The following is an 18,767-nucleotide window of genomic DNA, read 5'->3' as shown; positions in this document are numbered from 1 at the left end:
CTATGAGCTCTTGTTCTGGCTGTCGGCGACGTCGCCCGTCCCACGCGCGGCGGTCCGGCATCTCCGACAGTATCCATAGACTCTGAGGCTATGATCAACGACGTCGAAGCCGGTGCGCTCGGAGATGGCCCTCTCTATGTCGTCGAGAAGGTCCTCGTTGAATTCGAAGATGCCGCCGCAACTCAGGCATATGAGGTGGTGGTGGTAGTGTTTCTGGAACTCGGGGTTGAACTCGTACCTGCTGCCTTCCTCACCGAACTGCAGCTTGTGAATGATTCCGAGATTCTCAAAGATCTCTAGGGTACGGTACACGGTGGCTAGACCGATGTCCGGGCATTCCTCTTTCGTGCGCCGGAAAACCTCGTCTGCGGAAAGGTGCAGGTCCGCATGGTTCACGAGGACACGAAGAATGGCCTCTCTCTGCGGAGTCAATCTCAGGTCTCTCTCGGCAAGAAGCTCCTTTATGTCCGAAAGCTCGCGGGGCACCTCCTCACCTCCTGCTTTTGGTCCTCAAGGGCTCGCGGATCCCGCGTCTGATCCGACGTAGCGTCCGACGTTTCCGCCCTCTCCTCCCTGCCCGTCTCGCGAATCCCGCGGACGCACGAGCTCCTCGACGAACCTCGGAAGGACGAATGCAGCCTTGTGGACTTCAGGAGAGTAGTAGCGCGTTTCAAGGCTCACTGCCCGCGCGTCCCGGATCGGGTCGTGTTTCTTGGACGCCAGGACGAAGCTCCACAGCGCTCCTGGGTATGAGGGAACAACCGCGAGATACAGCCGCACCACAGGGAACACCCGTCGAAGGCTTTCCACAGACCTCCCGATGACTTCGGCGTGGACAAACGGCGACTCCATCTGCGCGCAGAACACTCCGTCGACGGTCAAGGAACGATGGCAATCGCCGTAGAATTCCTCCGAGAAAAGCACGGTCCCGGGGCCCACCGGGTCGGTTGAGTCACAGATGATTACGTCGTACTCGCCGCGGTGGGACCTCACGTGCTCCGCTCCGTCGCCTACCATGATGCGGCACCTGGGATCCGCTAGAGACGCGGACAGGTGCGGCAGGTGGCGGCGGCTCGCTTCTATGACCCCCTCGTCTATCTCGGCGAGCACCGCGGTCTGCACCGATCCGTGCTTGAGCACCTCTCGTATGGTGCCGCCGTCGCCCCCGCCCACGACGAGCACGGTCCGAGGGTTCGGATGCGTGCACATGGGCACGTGGGCGATCATCTCGTGATACACGAACTCGTCCAGGTCCGTCGTCATGATGCAGCCGTCCAGGACAAGGACCCTTCTGTCGTCGGTGGTTTCGAGAACCGCAAGATCCTGGTACTTCGTCTGCTCGCGGTGAACGGTACGAGCGATCTTGAAAGACAGCGCCACGCTCGGCGTCTGCCTCTCGCTAAACCAGAGTTCCAACTCACGGCCTCCCTTTCGGGTTTGGTTTTCCTGCGCAGCTATTATATTCCTGACCACTGGGCATGTCAACGACGGAGACCGGGGCGGCCCCGAATACCCGAAGGCCCCGAAGAGAAGAGGAGAGGGGTTTGGCACGAGGTCCATTGGATGACGGAGGCCGCATCGGGCGAAACACGCGAGCCGGGCGCGAGACGCGCCCGGCCGGAGGAACCAGTGTGCCGTCCATGTCACCGGGAAGGAGGAAGGTCACCGGCTGTACCCGGTTGCCCTGGGCTTGAACGTCTTGCACATGGTGTGTTCAGACGAGAAGGCCGCGAATCTTCCCTCGCCCAGAGTCTCACCACGTTCGCCTATCCTGCCTGCCTCCACATCGGCACCCCTAGCCGCACCGCGTGCTCCGGCGCGTTCACCTATCCGTCCTACCTCCATGCCGGCGCCTCTGGCCGAGCCACGCTGGGCAGGGTTCCTGTTCACTTCTATGGCGTCGGCCTCGCAAACATCGCCCGAGCCCCAGTACACGCACTCGTTTACCGTGCACTTCACCCCTGTTATCTTGCCCATCCTCATCACCTCCACCCAAAAGGGTGCCACGGTAATGAGATTTTATGCTCTCTCGGAGTAGTGATCGGGACGGAGCAACTTGACCATGGCACAGGTTATCGTGTACTCCCACGACTTCTCGCGCGGCAGCAAACCACATGTGAAGTACCCGACCGCCCCGAGCTTTTGCTTGGAGTTGTGGACCCCGGTGAGCTCGTCCATGACCGGCCCGAGCTCCCTACCCGCCGCAACCTCTCGCCCAACGGCGGGGGGAAGAGGCATCGACGCGCCGCGCGCGACCGACAGAGTCCCGTCCCTCGTTGCTATGGCGCACCATCCTATGAGATAGGCCTCGCTGCTCCCTCCGCCCTCGGCGTCATCCTCAAAGGCGACTCCACCCTCCAATCCGATCCCTACGTCGGCGTCCGTGGTCTTGAGCACATGCACTGCACGGGCCACCGCACACCGGCGGGTCTCACCATCGCCCAATGGCTGATCCGGCAGGCCCGCATCCACGCTCATTCCTTCGATTTCAACATCGTCGCCACGAAAAGCTCGGGCGAACACTCTGCGCACCGCCCGGACTTTCACGGGGTTCGTGGACCCGACTACCACCTTCACGCAGTGGTTCCCTCCCACACAAGAGCCCCAACAAGAAGCTCCGAACCATGGTGACCCACGGTCACCCAGTCTCGCCATCCCATCTCACCGCAGCGGGCGCGGGTTGCGTGGATCTATGATGATCGAGCGGCCGCCGTCACTTTGACCATCGCCTCGGTCGCCAAGTTCGCCGCTCTCGGCGGCGGTATCATCACGCCAGTGGTCATCGTCTTCCTCGCGAGAGCTTCCTTCCCATTCCGGGCCCGGTCCGATCTCCCAAGCGCCTTCTTCGCCTCCGAACAAGGCCTCGTCGTCGTCTTCCGCGCTCTCGGGCTCGAAGGCAGGCCTGACCAAACGGTGCCGCTCGCGCTCGGCCCTTAGCCTTCGAAGCCTGGCCTCTTCGCGTGCCCCTCTCCTGGCGACCCCAATGCTCTTCTCCACCAGCGCCTGGACAAAAGGCATCTCACTGAGGGGCTTGCCATCGGCGATGGCAAGGGCGGCGGCGAGCGCGGAACGCGCCGGCCTGACTCTGCCTTCGAGAAGGAGCAGGTACGCCGTTTCCTCCAGGCGCCTCCGGTACCTTTCCGCCACCTCCGGCGTGAACATGGCTGCGGCGGCTTCGTCGACTGTGGCCCGCACCCGCTCGCTCCGGACGGCTGGGCTCGTATAGATGACGCTCTTGGCGATGCCGATAATCCTCTCCCTGAACGGCCTCGCCGCCTCGCCCAAGTCCCAAGGGCACGCGAACGATAGGCCCAGGAGACGGCGGGAGGCACGGAGCGCCGACGCATCATTCCTTATCCCGTCGACTTCCAGCCTCTCATAGACGATCGGGCGCGTTGGAGGCGCGGGCATGTTCCTGACCGCCTCACTGTACACCGCGTATCCTCGAGGCATCTCCTTTCCGGCCCTGCGTCCGGCGTCAGCTGCCTCTTTCATCAGGAATCTCGCGTGCTCCACGTCGATCTCCACAAGCCTCATGTCCTTCATGTGGTCGCGCGCCCACTCGCGCAGAGCACGCTTGCTCCCGTGAAACACCCGGCAGTCCTCCACCCCTGATTCCTCGTTCAACGCCCACACGATCAGGGTTCTACCCCTTGCGGGGGACCACACCTGGGTGGCGAGCAAACGAGTGCCCTCCCGATCGTAGTACCCGGCGAACGCGCTCTCCACTTTCCCCGCAGGCATGGAAATCGCCGGAGCATGCCGGGCAGCGCCTTGAGGAACCGGCGCCGGGTTGATCCCCGCTGACTTGAGCCTTTGCAGGGATCGCCCTGCCTCCTTCCGCACGCTCTTGTCGCCGGCCCCGTCCTTTATCCTTGCGAGCGCCTCAGCAGCACAAGCGTCTCGAACCTCGCCGAGGGCGCGGACCGCCGCCAGAATGACACGAGGATCACCGGCCGCCGCGAGCCGCTCGAGGCCCGGCACGGCGGCTGCCTTCATTTCCCGTGCAGCCCTCGCAAGAGTGCTTTCGATATCCTCGTCCGACCGCGCGGCAAGCTCCTCCGACGTTGGCATGACGAACTTGCCCGGCGATGCATGCGTGTCCACTATTATGCTTAGCCTCCTCCATTCCGCGCGCATTCCGCTTGGGGCACGAATGGTGCTGCGAGACGCCCTGCCAAAGCCGCCCCGCGGACTCCATCCCAAGCGACTCTCGTGGTTATTCTTTCCCCGTCGAGTCAATCCTGCAACTATGCCTTGTTCTCGGCACCACCACCACGCGGTCATGACTCCGCGCTACCGTGCCGCCGCCGACCGCCGCGCCACCGTGATCGCACCTCTCACCGCTCCAGCTCGAACGCGCGCCATGCCCGGCCGGGCACGATCTTGCCGAGCACGACGCGGCGTCGAGCGCCGGTAGCCCCTGGGACGTTCGTGCGTCGTCCCCACACAGTCTCGCACGCGAGGATCGCGAACGCAATGGCCTCCTTTGCGTCGCTGGAGATTCCCACGTCCTCATGGGTGAGGACCGTGACCCCGGGAAGGCGCCGGCGCAGCATGGCGAGGAGGGTCGGGTTGAAAGCGCCTCCTCCGCCGACTATGACCTCGTCCACGCCCCGCCCCCACTTCGGGATCACCCATCTTGCGTAGCTTGCCGCTATGGACTCGGCCGTGAGCGCCGTCGCCGTGGCAACGACATCCTCGCTCGGGACCGCTAGGGCAGTCGACCTTTTCATCATCTCCTCCGCATACTGCGCCCCGAACTCCTCGCGGCCGGTGGTCTTCGGAGGGTCCTTCTCGAAGAACGGGTGAGACAGCGCCCAGGCGAGAAGCTCCGCGTTCACATGTCCGGATGCCGCCATCCTGCCATCCCTGTCGAACGCCTGCCGTCCCTCCGTGATTATGGATACGACCCCGTCGATGACCATGTTGCCGGGTCCCGTATCGAACGCGAACACATCGCCGAGACTGCACCCGGCGCGAAGCGCCGTGAGGTTCGCGATACCCCCGATGTTCTGGATGATCCTCGAACGCCGTGCGTCCCGGAAGAGCACGTAGTCAGCATACGGCACAAGCGGCGCCCCTTGGCCCCCAGCGGCCACATCACGCACACGGAAGTCCGCTACCGTGGTTATGCCGGTGCGCTCGGCGATCACAGCGGACTCGCCTATCTGAAGCGTGGACCTCGTTCGCACGCCGCAGCACGTCTCGAACTCCGGGATGTGGTAGACAGTTTGGCCATGGGAGCCGATGAGGTCAATGTCCTCAGGCGTAAGACCCGCCGCCTCAATGACCTCGAGCGCCGCCTCTGCAAACACCTCGCCGAGCACGAAGTTCATGCGACAGACCTCATCCACGCTGGCTGCCCCCTGCCGCGCCATCGCGAGCACGCGCGCGCGCAGGTCCGCTGCGTAGGGTATCCTCTTGAAGACTACGCGCCCCAGCTCGATGCGAGGTTCTCCGAGATCCTCGCCATCGCCCTTTGCGGCCTCGGCACCGCACGCCGTACCGCTCGTGACGTGGAAGCGGCGTTCACCCAGGTCGGCCCCATGTATCTCAACGAGCGCCGCATCCACGCCGTCTGCAGATGTGCCGGACATCAGGCCGACTACCCTCAACACAACAAGCCCACCACCGCGTTGTGAAACCTCGGCCTGAGCTTGATATGGGCTTCGCACGACCGGCCGAAATGCACCCTGTTCGTGAGCAGCACGGCGAATACGTCGAGCTCGGGGTCTATCCACACCGACGTGCCGGTGAAACCCGTGTGACCGTACGCCCTCGCCGACATGAGATCGCCCGCGGACGACAGCGCCCCTTCTCCGCGGACGACCCAGCCGAGGCCCCGGCTCTCTCCCAGACGGTGACCGGTGTAGTCGCGCGTCATTGCCCTCACCGCAGCCGGCGACAGCACACGCACCCCGCCGAGTGACCCTTCCCCGAGGAACATCCTGCAGAACACAGCCAAGTCCCTCACGGTGGAGAAGAGCCCCGCGTTGCCGCTTACCCCTCCCATGGCGAAAGCGTTCTCGTCGTGGACTTCGCCGATGAGCACCCTTCCGCGCCACTTGCAGTGCTCCGTCGCAGCTATCCTGGTTCTCATCCCTTCCGGCGGATTGAAACAAGTGTCGCTCATCCCGAGGGGCGCGAACACCTCGGCTCTGACGAACGCGTCCAGGGACTGCCCGGCTACTCTGCTCACCACCTCGCCGAGGACTATGAACCCGAGGCAGCTGTACACCACCCTGCTGCCCGGCTCGTACTCCAAAGGCATCCGGCAGATCCTCGCTATCATGTCCGCGGGGGACGAAGCGTGTAGGTAGAGGTCAGCCCAGGCGGGAAGCCCCGATGTATGGGTCAGGAGATGGCGGATCGTGACACTCTCCTTGCCGGCTGCTCCGAACTCAGGGACGAACTCCTTGACCCCGTCGTCCAGGCGCATCCTTCCCCTCTCGATCAGGATCATGGCCCCGGTAGCCGTCGCGACGCACTTCGTAACGGAGGCGAGATCGAACACGGTGTCGACCGTCATCCGCCTCCTCTCGGGATTCACTATCGCGAATCCACAAGCTCCCACTCCCGCCACGCCGTCGCGTCTGCCGAACACCCAAGCAGCCCCCGGGATCTCGCCCGAAGCGCAAGATTCCTCCAAGAGAGCCTCGACTGGATTTCCAATTCCCTGTACCATTGAATCGACACCACCTTCGACATCACCTGGAACCGCCGCCCGCGGCTGTGTGGGAAAGACCGCCCGAGGCAATCGGGTGATCTTAGTCAATGGTGCCTTGCCGCAGGCAGGTATACCGTGAAAGTGCTGCCTTCGCCTTCTTTGCTTTCCACCGAGATCATGCCGCCGTGGGCCTCCACTATGCCGTGGCTCACGGCGAGCCCGAGGCCGACGCCGGTGCTTCGAGTCGTGAAGAAAGGCGTGAAGATCTTGGGGAGATTCTTGCGGGGGATGCCGCAGCCGGTGTCCGCGAACGCCACCCACACACACCCTCTTCCCCTGCCTGTCATGTCCGCCTCACGGCCAAGGCACCCGCCGGCCCTCCTCCTGCCCTGGTCGAACCCGAAGCGGATCCTGAGCATCCCTCCATCCGGCATGGCCTGTATGGCGTTCACGGCGAGATTCAAAAACACCTGCTTGAGCTGCGCCTCGTCCGCGAGGACTGGCGGGAGGCTCGTCACAGGCGTATCGGTCGCGCCACGGACATCGCCATCCCCGCTCGTCGTTCGCGCTCCTATTCCTTTCGGGCGGGGGCCCGTTCCTTCCTCGTGCTGCGCCCTTTGTCTTCTTCCTTCTGTCTCCTCCACCTCTATTGTTACGCCGGACGCCGCCGCCTGACGCTCTACGAGATAGAGCGTGTCCTCAACGACTGAACGCACGTCAGTGGGCCGCAGGTGCATCTCCTGGTGGCGAGAGAAGACCGTGAGGTTCTTTATGATGGCCGAGCACCTTGCAGCCTCCTGCTCGATGGCCTTCAGAGATCTCAAGTACTCGCTGGGAGAGTCGACGCCTTTCGCGATCTTGTCCGCCAGGTGCTCCGCACACGCAGATATGATGCCTATGGGATTATTGATCTCGTGGGCAACGCCCGCTGCGAACTCCCCCACCGCCTTGAGGCGCTCCGCCCTCCTCAGGCGCTCGCCCAAGCTCACACGCATGGTTACGTCCTCCGCCACGATTATGGCGCCCGTCACAGGAGCGCCCGGCGACGAAGCCGCGCTCGCGCCGTCAGCGAAGGCGATGTCATCGCATTGCGCCGGCCCGTCCGGCGTGCCCACCAGCGGGCACACCCTGAACGAGACCACGTATTCCCTGCCGTCCGGCGCGTGTTGACGCATCTCGTCGCTCTCCAAGGTCTCTCCTTCTTCGAGCACTTCCTCGAGGATGTCCGCAAGGCCAGCCTCCGCCTGCTCGGGGAGAACCTCGAAGTACTTCCTCCCGAGCGCTTGGTCGGCCGAGATCCCCGTGATGGCCTCCATGCCCCCGTTCCACGTGGTGATGACAAGGTCCCTGTCTACGACCGCAAGGCCGATCGTCAGGCTCTCGATAATGCTTTCGTTGTACTCCTTCAGAGCTGAGAGTTCCCTGTTGGCTCGTCCAAGGTCAGCGTACAGCTCCGCATTCTCGAGGGCGGCCGAAGCGTACGCCGCGAGGATCGTGAGGAACCTGATCTCGTCTCTCGTACGCTCGTGGATGCTCGGGGTGTAGACCGTCAGGACCCCGGTCACTTCACCGCACACCGCCAGGGGCACCGAAAGGGCGAACGTCATCCCCTCACGCCCCATGTCTTCGAAGTGCGTGCTCGCCTCGCCGGCGCCGTCGACGCCTGCCAGCGGTTTGCCCAGCCGCACGACTTGTCCGAGAGAGCCCGCGTCGACGGGCACGGACCCGCTTTTCTCTACGAACTCGGGGGACAGTCCGTGATGGGCCTTCAGTACGAGGCGGGATCTATCTCGGCTCAATATGCGGATGGCACATCCTTGGGAGGGGATGAGACGGCCTGCGATCGCCGCGATGCGGTCTAACACTTCATCAGGTCGTCGGAGTGACATGAGTTCCTTGCCGACCTCAAAGAGGCTGGCGAGCTGCAAGACGCGCCTATTGAGCTCGGCGTTTGCTGCCACCAGCTCCTTCTGCAGGGCAAGGTCGTTCTCGGCGAGGCCCGACACGAACTCGCGCATCGAGGAAAGCTGGTCCCTGGCCTCGGCAACCTTCCGCCGTGCCGCGCGCCTTTCCAAGTAGGCTAGCATGAGCGCCCCAGCGCTCACCGCAGCAAGCGCCACGTCAAGCCAAGCGCTACCCACCCAAAACACCCCGCAGACTGTCGTGCGATGATCCGGACGCCGCAAGGCCTTGACATGCAGGCAGGCGCCGCGGGCGTCTCGGCGGCGGCCTCCGCAAAGGGGCCCTACTCCGCTATCCCGTACTCCTTGATCTTGTTGAGCAAGGTGCGCCGGCTGATCTGGAGAATCCTCGCGGCCTCTGTCCGGTTGCTGTTGGTCTCGCGAAGCACCCGCGCTATATGGGCCTTTTCGACCTCTCGCATCGAAAGGGGTCTGCCCGGCCCGACAGACGCGTCGATTCCCTCCGAGTCGGCGTTGACAGTTCCTCCGTTGGCGTGCGCGCCCTGGCACGATAGCGCCGTAGGAGCGTTTATCGCGGGGCTGCCTATATAGAGGTTGCTCTCATCTATCACCTGGCCCTTGGCGAAGATGACCGCCCGCTCGATGCAGTTCTCGAGCTCCCGCACGTTTCCCGGCCAATCGTAGTCCACGAGCATCTTCATGGCCTTGTCCGAGACGTGCGTGACCTTCCTCCCGATGGTCTTACTGTAGTGCGCCACGAACTTGTTCACAAGGAGAGGAATGTCATCCTTTCGTTCGCGCAGCGGCGGAAGGTAAATGGGAATGACGCTGAGACGGTAGTAAAGGTCCTCCCTGAACTCACCTTTCGCCACCTTGTCCTTGAGGTCTTGGTTCGTGGCGGCGATTATGCGCACGTCGACGCGAATCGTCTGCGAGCTTCCGACGCGTTCGAACTCCTTCTCCTGCGTGACTCTAAGTAACTTCGCCTGCATGGCCGGGCTCATCTCGCCCACTTCATCCAGGAAGATCGTGCCCATGTCTGCCACCTCGAAGCGACCTAGGCGCTTCGTCACGGCCGACGTGAACGCGCCGCGTTCGTGCCCGAAGAGCTCGGATTCGAGCAAGCTCTCGGGAACGGCAGCGCAGTTCACCTTGACGAAAGGCTTGTCCGCCCTGTGGCTGCAGTTGTGGATGGCCTTGGCGAGGAGTTCCTTTCCGGTTCCGCTCTCACCGTAGATAAGCACCGTCGCGTTGGTCGGCGCGATGTCGTCGATCATCCTGAAGACCCTCTGCATCTCGGGGGTGGAGCCCACCATCCCGAACTCGCTCTCCGCCCTGAGGGATTGGCGACGGGGGGCGCGAGAGAATGACGCCCCAAGCTCCAAGGCGCTCCTCACTACCATTTTGAAGTTGTCGATCTTGAACGGCTTCGTTATGTAGTCATAGGCACCGCACTTCATGGCCTCGATGGCCGTGTCCACCGAGGAAAAAGCGGTTATCATGATGACGACGCTCTCTGGGGAACGCTCCTTGATCTGGCGCAGGACGTCGATGCCGTTCGCATCAGGGAGCTTGAGGTCGAGCACGACTACGTGGAAGTCTCCGGAAGTGACCTTCGCGATACACTCTGCGCCGTCGCGCGCCGACTCTACCTCGTATCCTTCCTCGGTGAGCACGTCAGAAAGCACGGCCCTCATGTTGGGCTCGTCGTCAACGATAAGGACTCTGTAGACCACCCTCAAATCACCCCGCCAGGGTGACTATCGTGCGCGGAAGCCCGCGCGACGGAAGTTCGCGTGATAGCTACGTTTTTCGACGCTTAGATGGAATATCCTTCTTGGAATGGTCGGATGATGGCACGTGTGGCACTAAGGAGGGCTTGCGGCAGGCGCTCTTGCGGCAGGCTCTTGGAGAGACTGGCCCGCCTCCGCGCCACCGTGGTGGACGTCTGAAGCTGGGCGTCACCGCTCCTTGTCGAGGAATCTCGGGGCGAGTTTGGCACGCCCGTGCTCACGGTACGCGTGGCTCGCGATTCTGCCTTGGGCAAGTTCGGCAAGTTCCCTTTCCATTTCGGCTCGGCGAGCGCGCGCCAATTCTCGGAGTTCAGCGTCGAGCTCGAGAGCCCGTCGGTGCATCGCCGCAGCCCTGCGGCGAGCCTCCACCACTCGAGGGTCCTTGAACGCCTCCCGCAGCGAACCCGCTCCTCCAACTGCGGGTCGGTCGTCTGAAAGCTCCGCTTCCAGCTCGCGACGCCTCGCTTCGATCTGCGTGATGCCGTCGACGTGCTCGCCGCGTCCTACCAGAGAGTCACAGAGAGAAGCGTAGTCTCCCGCTCGGAGGAGCTCCATCTCGTGCTTCATGTGTTGAGCGATGCGCTCGAGAAGAAGCGCTTCCCTATCGTAGCTCGCGACAAGCGTGGCTATCTTCTCCTCACGCACGTCCTTCTTGCCCAAGCCGCGTCCTCCCCGTTCCGACAGCCGTCGTTCCCAACGCAATCTCGCTTCCACTCAACTCTTCTGCTAGTAACCGCTAGTACCCGCCCTCGCCGGTGCTCCGAGTGGCTCCTCACCGACGGTATTCCCCCGCGCGGGGTCTCCACGGCACACTGTCGTGCCCCCGAGTCACGCCTCGCTCGACGCGAAAACACGCCGCGCCGCGTCCAGCCGGCCGGTCTGCAAGCGCAGGTCCGCGTCCGCGTGTTGGCAAAGACGCCCTCGGCGCCGTGCCCCTGGGCGCTTCGGCAACGCACTCCCGACTGCTCCTGCGCTTTGCGGCCAAGCTGGCCTTTGACACCGCGCGACGCCGCGTGATGCTGCGTCTTGAATCCTTCGAGGCCCGTCAACGTGCCCTGGAGACCCCGAATGCGCTGGAGAACCGCCAAGACTCGTCTACATGGTTCAGTAAGCGAACACCGCGTTGGCCTGAGCCATGAAGCTGCTCAACAAGGCGCTCTGAGCGCTCATGAGCTGCATGGCCCGGATGAGCGACGAAAACTCCGATCGAAGCGCCTTCTCTCTCACGGCCAGGCGCTCCTCGAGGTCCTTCACTCTCGAGTCAATCCTGCTGATCTGGTTGGTGATGGACTGCTGTTGACGCGCGATGATGCCCGTCAGTTCCTCTACAAACGGCTCCATGAGGTCGCGCATCTTGACAGCCACCCCGCTCGCCGACGTAAACAGGTCCTCTACCGCCTCCGGGTGGTCGGCGAGCGCCGCGTCCAGCTTGGCCTCGTCGCTTAGAACGAGGTTGCCCGAGCTGTCGAGGGTGATGCCCAAGTCGTATAGCCTAGTGGGATCAGGGTAGGCCAGCCCCTCCACCCTACCCTGAATGATCCGGTTCATCTTCAGCTTCAGTTCCAGGTAGGTGGGATCGCCCGCGAGGTCTCCTCGTATTCCGGCGTCCACATCTACCAGGGTCTTGCTGCTGAGATACCCTATCGTCGAATTGTAACTCGAGATGAACGCCTCTATCTTGTCCTTCAAAGAGCTCGTGTCCCGAGTGACGTCCACGTTCACCGGGGCTTCCCCGGTGGTCTGCGCTTTCTTGAGGGTGAGCGTGACCCCGGAGATAGCGTCCGATACCTCGTTTGACGACCGCACGAACGAAAGGCCGTTCAGCGTGAACTTGGCGTCCAGCGTGTCGCGGGCAACGAGGTACCCTCCGCTCGAGCCCGAGGATTGCACGGAGGAGCTCGTCCCGGACGCGGAGAGGATGTTGTGCTCACCCCCCGCTTCCGTGAGGATGATGGCGCTTGCGCTTCCCGTACTCCTCGCGGTGATGACAAGCCGGCACGTGCCCGACTGCTCGCTCACCACCGTTGCGCTCACCACTGCGCCCGCGCCAGAGGCATTGATCGCCGCGGCTATGTTCGCCAGCACGGTGGCATTGTCCTCGCCAGCAACCACCTGAACACTGATGTCCCAGGAAGCGCCTCCGACGGTCACGGTGAAGGTTTTCGTCCCCGTGCCCGCCGTCATCGAGATCTCCGTGCCCGTGCTGACGTAGCTGTTGGATACCACGACATCGTAGCCTGCGAGCCTTTCGACGAAGACTCTGTAGGTCGCTCTGGCCGCCAAGGCCGATGCCTTTGCGGAGACCACGTCCGGGTTCGCCGAAACCGCGGCTCGCGCATCGTACAGCGACGTAAGGTCGTCAGGGATGAGACCTGCCGCCGCGTTCTTCAGCGCGAGGAGCGAGGAGTTGAGGTCCCTGAACATCGCGGCTTTCGTGTTGAGCGCCTCTTTGACAGCTTTGAGGTCGGTGACGGGCTTTGACTCAATCTCCATGTACTTCTTGATGAGCTCCTCGAGCTGACTCGCGCCTGTCGCAAGAGGCAATATACCGAGACTCACGAAGACCACCTCCTCTTGAGCCCGAGCTCGTTGAACGCCGTGCTTCACTGCCCTCGCGCAGTATCCAGCGCTCCCGCGAACCTACCTCTTTCTGTCCACGACCAGACCCGCAAATCCTCTTAGGTGCTCCATCATGGTTGCCAATTCTTCAGGAGGGATGTGACGCACGACCTCGCCCGTGGCGTTGTCGATCACCCTGATGGTCACCTCGTTAGTGCCGTTATCCACGTGGAATGTGATCCTGATGTTCACGACGCCCTCCGCAAGGAGCTTGGCGATACGTTCGGCCCGCTCTTGCGCCTCTCGAGCGCGCTTTGCCTCAGCCTTGGCTTCCTCAGCAGCCCGGATCGGTGTTTCGTGCGGATCCTCCGCCGCACCTCTTGCTCCGAGCCCACGCGCACCATACGTCGCCGCTCGCCCGTCCTTCTCATCGGGAACGAGGGCGAGGCGCGGCGCTGCGTGACGTGCTTGAGCGTTCGACAGCATGTCTAGACGTCTCAATCTGACCTCAGCGACTGTGACTTCCACGTGGAATCACCCCGTGGCCGAGGCGCCAACCCTCTCCGCGCCACTTACTGCCGGCCCGATGCCAAGGGGGTTCGCAGTGCTCACCCTACCCTTCGTAGCGGCCGCCCAGGTCTCGCGGAGCGGGCGCATCACGGAAAGTGCTTCACCGAACTCTCCCTTCCAGACCCTCTCCATCGCGTATCTATACAGTCGGAACAGTCCCGCGGCGACCTCGCCCTGGTCGAGGTCCAGGCTGTCAATGAGCGTCGCGATACCTGCGGATGCCTTCTTCTTGTCCTTGGCCCTGCAACTCGCGATGATGTGGTCATACACCATCAGCACGAGCTCCTCGGGCCTTGCCGAGAGCACTTGTTGCGCCCGGTACACACCTTGCGCGCTCCGACCCCTATACTCGCTCGCAGCCTGCAGCACGTCAAGTTCAGCGTTCATGGACATAACCTCCAGTCGGCCCCGAAAGCCTCCGGCACACCGGGTCTCTCCCTTCACGAAGCACGGTCTGGGCGACCATAGACAACGTGAGCCCCGGCTGGCCTCGCTCAGCCCCGGCCGCACGGGCTCACCCGAACGTCGTAATGGCCTCGTGCTAGGCGCTCGTGAGGGGAAGGCCTCCTTCCCCCCACGAGCGTATCCCTGTCCCGCGCGGTGGACCGATCACACCCGAATCAAGGGCAAAGATTCGGGGCCGAGCCGTGTCGACTACCTGAACAGACCCAATACCGCCTGCGGCGCAACGTTCGCCTGCGCCAGCATCGCGGTGGCCGTCTGCTGCAGGATCTGGTACTTCATCGCCTCGAGTTGCTCGGCTGCGATGTCCGCGTTCATGATACGGTTGTACGCCGCCTCGGTGTTGGTCTTCGCAACGATGAGGTTCTCTTCCTTGAACGTGAGACGCGACACGATCGCCCCGATGTCCTTCAGGGTCGAGCTGACGGTGGCCAGCGCCTGGTCGACGAGATCCATATAGGCTGTCGCCGACGCGTGCGACTCCACGTCAACAGTCGCGATGCCCAGGGTGCTGGCATCATGCGGCTTGAAAACGTTGACCTCAGTACTCGCCGTGCTCTGGAACCCGGTCTGGAACGTCATGCTCGTCGCACTTGCGCCGATGAGAGATTGCCCGTTCCATTCCGTCTCGTCCACTATCGTGTCGATCTCTGCAACGAGCGCCTCGATCTGGCTCTTTATGGCCTGCCGCTCCGCTGTTCCCAGAGTGTCGTTTGCGGCCTGCTCCGCCTTGTCTCTTATCAGGAGCAGGATGTCGCTGATCTTGTTCAGGCTGCCCTCGGCGACTCCGAGGAGGTTCTTCGCATCCCCGATGTTGTCGAGCGCGACTCCCAGGCCTCTGCTCTTGTAGTTCAGCTTCGTCGCGATCGTGAGCCCAGCGGGGTCGTCTGCCGCCTCGTTGATCCGCTTACCCGTCGACAACCTGAGCTGGTGGATTCCGAGCTTCTGGTTCACGGCTTTCAACGCGTTCAACGCGTTCATGCCGGATATGTTCGACGCTATTCTGGTGATGTCACCCTGAGCCATTCATGTCTACCTCCTTGTTCTTTCATCCCGCGGCTCTGCCGCGGGCCGAGGATCCGTCCTCTTGCCGCGCCTTGTCACGCGGAGCGCGGCCCTGTCCGCGCGGGCTGTTCGCCATGCCGGGACGCCCGTTCCCGTTTCACGCGACCTAGGCTACCACCCTCTCACCCCCTCCTTTGTTGCATGGCGCGAAAGTCGCTGCCTCTACGCTCTATTACCAATATCGGCAAGCCGCCGCGCCCATTTAGTGGGCAGGACCCAAAACGCTCGTTCCCAAGGCTAGGGACGGTCAGCTCACTGTCGCGGCTCCGTCAAATCCTTCAGCGTCGCTGTTGAGGGTCTTGAACTCTTCCGTCAGTTCCAGGAGCAGACGAACGGCCTCCAGGTCGCCTGGCAGCGACCGCAGCGCCTGAAGGTAGGTCGAGAACGCCTCCCTGGTGTTGCCGAGCCGCAGCTGAGCGCGGGCGATCTTCGCGAGCACGGCACCGTTTCCACCTCCGCTCAGCCTCGCTGAGCCCGCGTATAGCTCCAGGGCACGGGCAGTCTCGCCCTCCGCGAGCAGGAGGTCCGCTTTTGCGAGTCTTCTCGCTGCTTCCTCATCCAGAATGTCCCTGAGCAGCTTGGTCCGAGCGGCGCCCTCTTCGCCTCCTCCGGTCCGGCCACGATCGATCTCGTTCAGGGTCTGCCGGACGGTATCGAGGTAGTCGTCGCTCCTCGGAACGAAGCCCGCTGCGTCAGCCAAAGCCTCTGCGGCCCCGGGGATGTCGCCCAGGCGCAAGCTGCACCTAGCTACCATGACAAGGGGTTTCCACGTGTCCAGGGACATGTCGAACACCAGTTGCTCTCCGCTGGTGTCCGAACGATCGCCCGCTCGATCAGATGCGAGCGCGAGGAACATACCTCGCGCCTCCTCCAGCTTACCCTGCCTGAAGAGCCGGACCGCTTTCTCGTGGCGTGCCTCCTTCGAGCGGGGCAGGATCTCGAGCGCCCGGTCGATAGCGCGCGATGCGTCGTCTTGCCTCCCCTGCTTCTCGTACGCCTCAGCGAGGAGCAGCAGGACGTCGACGCGGCCGACGCTCGTCTTGCGTCTGGTGTCGCCATCCATTGACTCGAGCGCAGCCAGCACCCTCTCGATCTCGGACACGGCCTCAGGCAGCTTGCCCACGGAAAGGAGCATCGACCCGAGCTTGTACCGATAGTACGGGTCATCGCCAGCCTCCAGGATCCTCTGTAGGAGCTCGATGTTCCGCCTCATCTTGCCGCGACCATGCACCACTTCTTGCTTGTACCCGTGGTGGATGACGGTAAACCCCTCGAGCCTGTAAGGAAGCTGTGACCGTGACAAGGCTTCCTGCGAGCGTGAGACGGGTCTCTCGTGAATCAAGCCTTCATACCGTATCCCCTCACGATTCGGAAAGAACCTCGGGAAGTAGTGCTGCGTCTCGCTTCCGGGGGCGCTGCTGTTGACTATCCTTGCCGCATAGATGGCTTTCGGACGCCCTCCCCGGGCGACCGCTTTGAGTGTCTCTCCCGCGCCGGCTCCAAGACGCTCGTCGGCGTCGAGCACGAGTATCCATCCGCACGTCGCATGCTTGAGGCTTTCGTTTCGGGCCGCGGCGAAGTCATCGCTCCACTCGTACTGGTAGACCCTCGCTCCGTACTCGCGGGCTATCTGCATTGTACGGTCGGTGGAGCCGGTGTCGACGACGACGATCTCATCGGCCACGCCTTTCACGCTGTCGAGGCATCCGGGAAGGAACTCCTCCTCGTCTCTGACGATCATGCACAGGCTGATGCCGGTCTTCTCCATGCCCGCGACACGCCTGGTGTCTGTCTTCCCACCGCTATGTCTCCTGGCCGCGTGCCCTTTCCTCATCGCCATACCGCGCCCCTCTGATTCGTTTTCGTCAATCCGTGTCGCGTCGTGTCTATTCACCATATCGGCATTCAGGACTGCGTCTTTAGGGCACCAATGTCTGGCGATATTCCGGCCCGGGGGGCGCGCGCCTTATCTAGAGCAGCGACCCTGATCTAAAGCGGCGGCGGAGTCTGCCGATACCTGTATTAGGGAGCATGTGCCGGGGGTTTCCGGCGCCAAGGCGCGAACGCGGCGGCTTTTCTCTCACAGACGCGCTATACCGATGCGATCTTTGGGTCTTGAGGATCCTAGCAATGTAGTGTCAGACGTGCCCCTGCCGTTCCGACGTGGCGCCTACGGAAAGCCATCGGCACCGCAAGGTTGGGGCGCTGAGAGGAGTGAAGCGTCAATGAGGTCTAGGATCCGTTTCGGGATAGGATTCAAGATCCTCGCGAGCTTTTTCGCGCTTCTCCTGCTGATGGCGGTGATCGGCTTCCTCGGGCTTCAGGGAGTCACCAAAGTGAGCAGTGACCTCGAGAGGGTCGTCGATGAACAAATGGTCCGCCTGGACCAGATAGAGAAGTTGTTCGGCGCGTTTGAGAGATTCACCGCCGCTTTGCGCGGTTTTCTCCTCATCGGCGATGCCAGACTCCACAAGACCTTGAAAGACGCCGATGCGGAGATTGCGCAACAGTTCGACGCGCTCTCGGCTGCCACCTTCGCGACCAAGGAGCAAAGGGAGCGAAGCGAGGAGGTCAGCGAGGGCAAAGGGGAAGCCGAGACGGCGTCCGTGGCGGACATGCGAGCTCTCTGGGAGGGGTGCCGTAACAGGCTCTTCGAGTACATCGACAACGGCCAGCTCGGTGAGGCGCTCGGCTACATGATGACGGATGGCGACGCCATCATCGAGAGCATCAGGGAGAAGCTCCAGACGGGGCTCAAGGCCTACCAAGACGCAGCGGACTCGGCGAGCGAGGCAGCCAAGTCCGCCGCGAGGAACGTTCGGCAGCGCACGGCGCTCATTCTCGGGGCCGCCTCGGTGCTTGGCCTCATCCTGGCGCTTGCGCTCGCCGCTGGCATCACGGGGCCCACGAGAGCTCTCGCCCGTGCGGCTCAGGATGTTGCCGCAGGCCGCCTCCAGGTGGAGGTGCCAGGCACGAAGCGCGGTGATGAGGTGGGCGTCCTGGCCCGGGCGTTTTCCGAGATGGTCTCGAGCCTCAGAACCGTGGTGGAAGAGCTGAGAAGGCACGCCAAGAACGTGGCGTCCACCGGGCACGAGCTCGCCGCGAGCGCGGACGAAGCCGCGACCGCCACGGAGCAGGTGGCGAAGACGATCGAGCAGGTGGCCAAGGGAGCTGCGGAGCAGAGCACGAGCGCCCACGCGACGTCGAGCGCCACGAGCCAGCTTTCTGCGGCCATCGAGCAGATAGCCAAGGGGGCGCACGAACAGGCTTCTTCGGTGAGCCAGGCCAACTCGGTGGTTGCATCCATGGCTCGCCTCATGGAAGGGGTCTCGAAGGCCGTGGGCTCGCTCATCGCGGCAGCTGAGAAGAGCCGTGCGGCGGCAGGGAGCGGCTCGCGGGCCGTGGACGACGTAGTGGCGGGCATGGACGACATCCGGGCTCAAGCCGAGGCGGTCGCCTCGGGCATCAGAGAGCTCGGCGCGCACTCCAGCGAGATCGGCAAGATCATAGAGGTCATCGACGACATCGCTGAGCAGACGAACCTGCTTGCGCTCAACGCAGCCATCGAAGCTGCCCGCGCGGGGGACCACGGCAAGGGCTTCGCGGTCGTGGCGGACGAGGTGCGCAAGCTGGCGGAGCGCTCGGGCAAGGCGACGAAGGAGATAGCGGGGCTCATCAGCACCATGCAACGGAGCATCGAGACTGCGAGCAAGGCAACTGACGTCC

Annotated in this window: 15 protein-coding genes and 1 pseudogene; 1 reads left to right on the top strand and 15 read right to left on the bottom strand. The window is 63.2% G+C overall.

From position 1 onward, the window contains the following. The 15 genes and pseudogenes from NUW12_09950 to NUW12_09880 all read right to left on the bottom strand — a co-directional run bounded on the left by NUW12_09950 (position 1) and on the right by NUW12_09880 (position 16,881). Entirely contained in the window at positions 1-486 is a 486-nt protein-coding gene (locus NUW12_09950; protein MCR4403080.1) for a transcriptional repressor, read from the bottom strand. A 117-nt stretch (positions 487-603) separates the two neighbouring features. Then, positions 604-1,416, bottom strand: a pseudogene (gene speE / locus NUW12_09945) (polyamine aminopropyltransferase). A 246-nt stretch (positions 1,417-1,662) separates the two neighbouring features. After that, the gene (locus tag NUW12_09940) at positions 1,663-1,977 is read right to left on the bottom strand and encodes a DUF1540 domain-containing protein (protein MCR4403079.1); all 315 of its coding nucleotides are present in this window, start codon (positions 1,975-1,977) and stop codon (positions 1,663-1,665) included. A gap of 42 nt (positions 1,978-2,019) precedes the next feature. Next, positions 2,020-2,577 (bottom strand): inosine/xanthosine triphosphatase, encoded by a 558-nt coding sequence (yjjX, locus tag NUW12_09935; GenBank protein ID MCR4403078.1) that lies wholly within the window; start codon positions 2,575-2,577, stop codon positions 2,020-2,022. Positions 2,578-2,661: 84 nt separating this feature from the next. Continuing rightward, entirely contained in the window at positions 2,662-4,107 is a 1,446-nt protein-coding gene (locus NUW12_09930; GenBank protein MCR4403077.1) for a hypothetical protein, read from the bottom strand. Positions 4,108-4,340: 233 nt separating this feature from the next. Beyond that, positions 4,341-5,621 (bottom strand): anhydro-N-acetylmuramic acid kinase, encoded by a 1,281-nt coding sequence (locus NUW12_09925; GenBank protein MCR4403076.1) that lies wholly within the window; start codon positions 5,619-5,621, stop codon positions 4,341-4,343. Continuing rightward, positions 5,615-6,688, bottom strand: a complete 1,074-nt coding sequence (locus NUW12_09920; protein ID MCR4403075.1) for a beta-lactamase family protein — start codon at positions 6,686-6,688, stop codon at positions 5,615-5,617. The genes NUW12_09925 and NUW12_09920 overlap by 7 nt, the downstream gene beginning before the upstream one ends. A gap of 86 nt (positions 6,689-6,774) precedes the next feature. Beyond that, positions 6,775-8,811, bottom strand: coding sequence for an ATP-binding protein (locus NUW12_09915; GenBank protein ID MCR4403074.1), 2,037 nt, complete (start codon positions 8,809-8,811; stop codon positions 6,775-6,777). 104 nt (positions 8,812-8,915) lie between these two features. Then, positions 8,916-10,328, bottom strand: coding sequence for a sigma-54 dependent transcriptional regulator (locus tag NUW12_09910; protein ID MCR4403073.1), 1,413 nt, complete (start codon positions 10,326-10,328; stop codon positions 8,916-8,918). Between the two features lie 225 nt (positions 10,329-10,553). Next, on the bottom strand, positions 10,554-11,045 hold the full coding sequence (locus NUW12_09905; protein ID MCR4403072.1) for a hypothetical protein: 492 nt from the start codon (positions 11,043-11,045) through the stop codon (positions 10,554-10,556). 444 nt (positions 11,046-11,489) lie between these two features. Beyond that, on the bottom strand, positions 11,490-12,944 hold the full coding sequence (gene fliD, locus NUW12_09900) for a flagellar filament capping protein FliD (GenBank protein MCR4403071.1): 1,455 nt from the start codon (positions 12,942-12,944) through the stop codon (positions 11,490-11,492). A gap of 81 nt (positions 12,945-13,025) precedes the next feature. Next, complete coding sequence (locus NUW12_09895; protein MCR4403070.1) at positions 13,026-13,472, bottom strand: flagellar protein FlaG; 447 nt, start codon at positions 13,470-13,472, stop codon at positions 13,026-13,028. A gap of 6 nt (positions 13,473-13,478) precedes the next feature. Continuing rightward, positions 13,479-13,901 (bottom strand): flagellar protein FliS, encoded by a 423-nt coding sequence (locus tag NUW12_09890; GenBank protein MCR4403069.1) that lies wholly within the window; start codon positions 13,899-13,901, stop codon positions 13,479-13,481. Positions 13,902-14,168: 267 nt separating this feature from the next. Next, complete coding sequence (locus tag NUW12_09885) at positions 14,169-15,002, bottom strand: flagellin (protein ID MCR4403068.1); 834 nt, start codon at positions 15,000-15,002, stop codon at positions 14,169-14,171. A gap of 286 nt (positions 15,003-15,288) precedes the next feature. After that, positions 15,289-16,881, bottom strand: coding sequence for a glycosyltransferase (locus NUW12_09880; protein MCR4403067.1), 1,593 nt, complete (start codon positions 16,879-16,881; stop codon positions 15,289-15,291). A gap of 385 nt (positions 16,882-17,266) precedes the next feature. On the opposite strand from NUW12_09880, the gene NUW12_09875 reads away from it, so the two are divergent. Continuing rightward, on the top strand, positions 17,267-18,767 hold a 1,501-nt coding region (locus NUW12_09875; GenBank protein ID MCR4403066.1), incomplete at its 3' end, for a methyl-accepting chemotaxis protein.

It is taken from the genome of Bacillota bacterium, from assembly GCA_024653485.1.
GTDB lineage: Bacteria > Bacillota > SHA-98 > UBA4971 > UBA4971 > UBA6256.
This window is presented reverse-complemented; position numbering and strand designations above follow the sequence as displayed.

Bases quoted from the DNA above. Each gene is read 5' to 3' on its own strand.
- NUW12_09940 (MCR4403079.1), bottom strand. From the start codon at position 1,977: ATGGGCAAGATAACAGGGGTGAAGTGCACGGTAAACGAGTGCGTGTAC.
- NUW12_09920 (MCR4403075.1), bottom strand. From the start codon at position 6,688: ATGGTACAGGGAATTGGAAATCCAGTCGAGGCTCTCTTGGAGGAATCT.
- NUW12_09890 (MCR4403069.1), bottom strand. From the start codon at position 13,901: ATGAACGCTGAACTTGACGTGCTGCAGGCTGCGAGCGAGTATAGGGGT.
- NUW12_09885 (MCR4403068.1), bottom strand. From the start codon at position 15,002: ATGGCTCAGGGTGACATCACCAGAATAGCGTCGAACATATCCGGCATG.
- NUW12_09880 (MCR4403067.1), bottom strand. From the start codon at position 16,881: ATGGCGATGAGGAAAGGGCACGCGGCCAGGAGACATAGCGGTGGGAAG.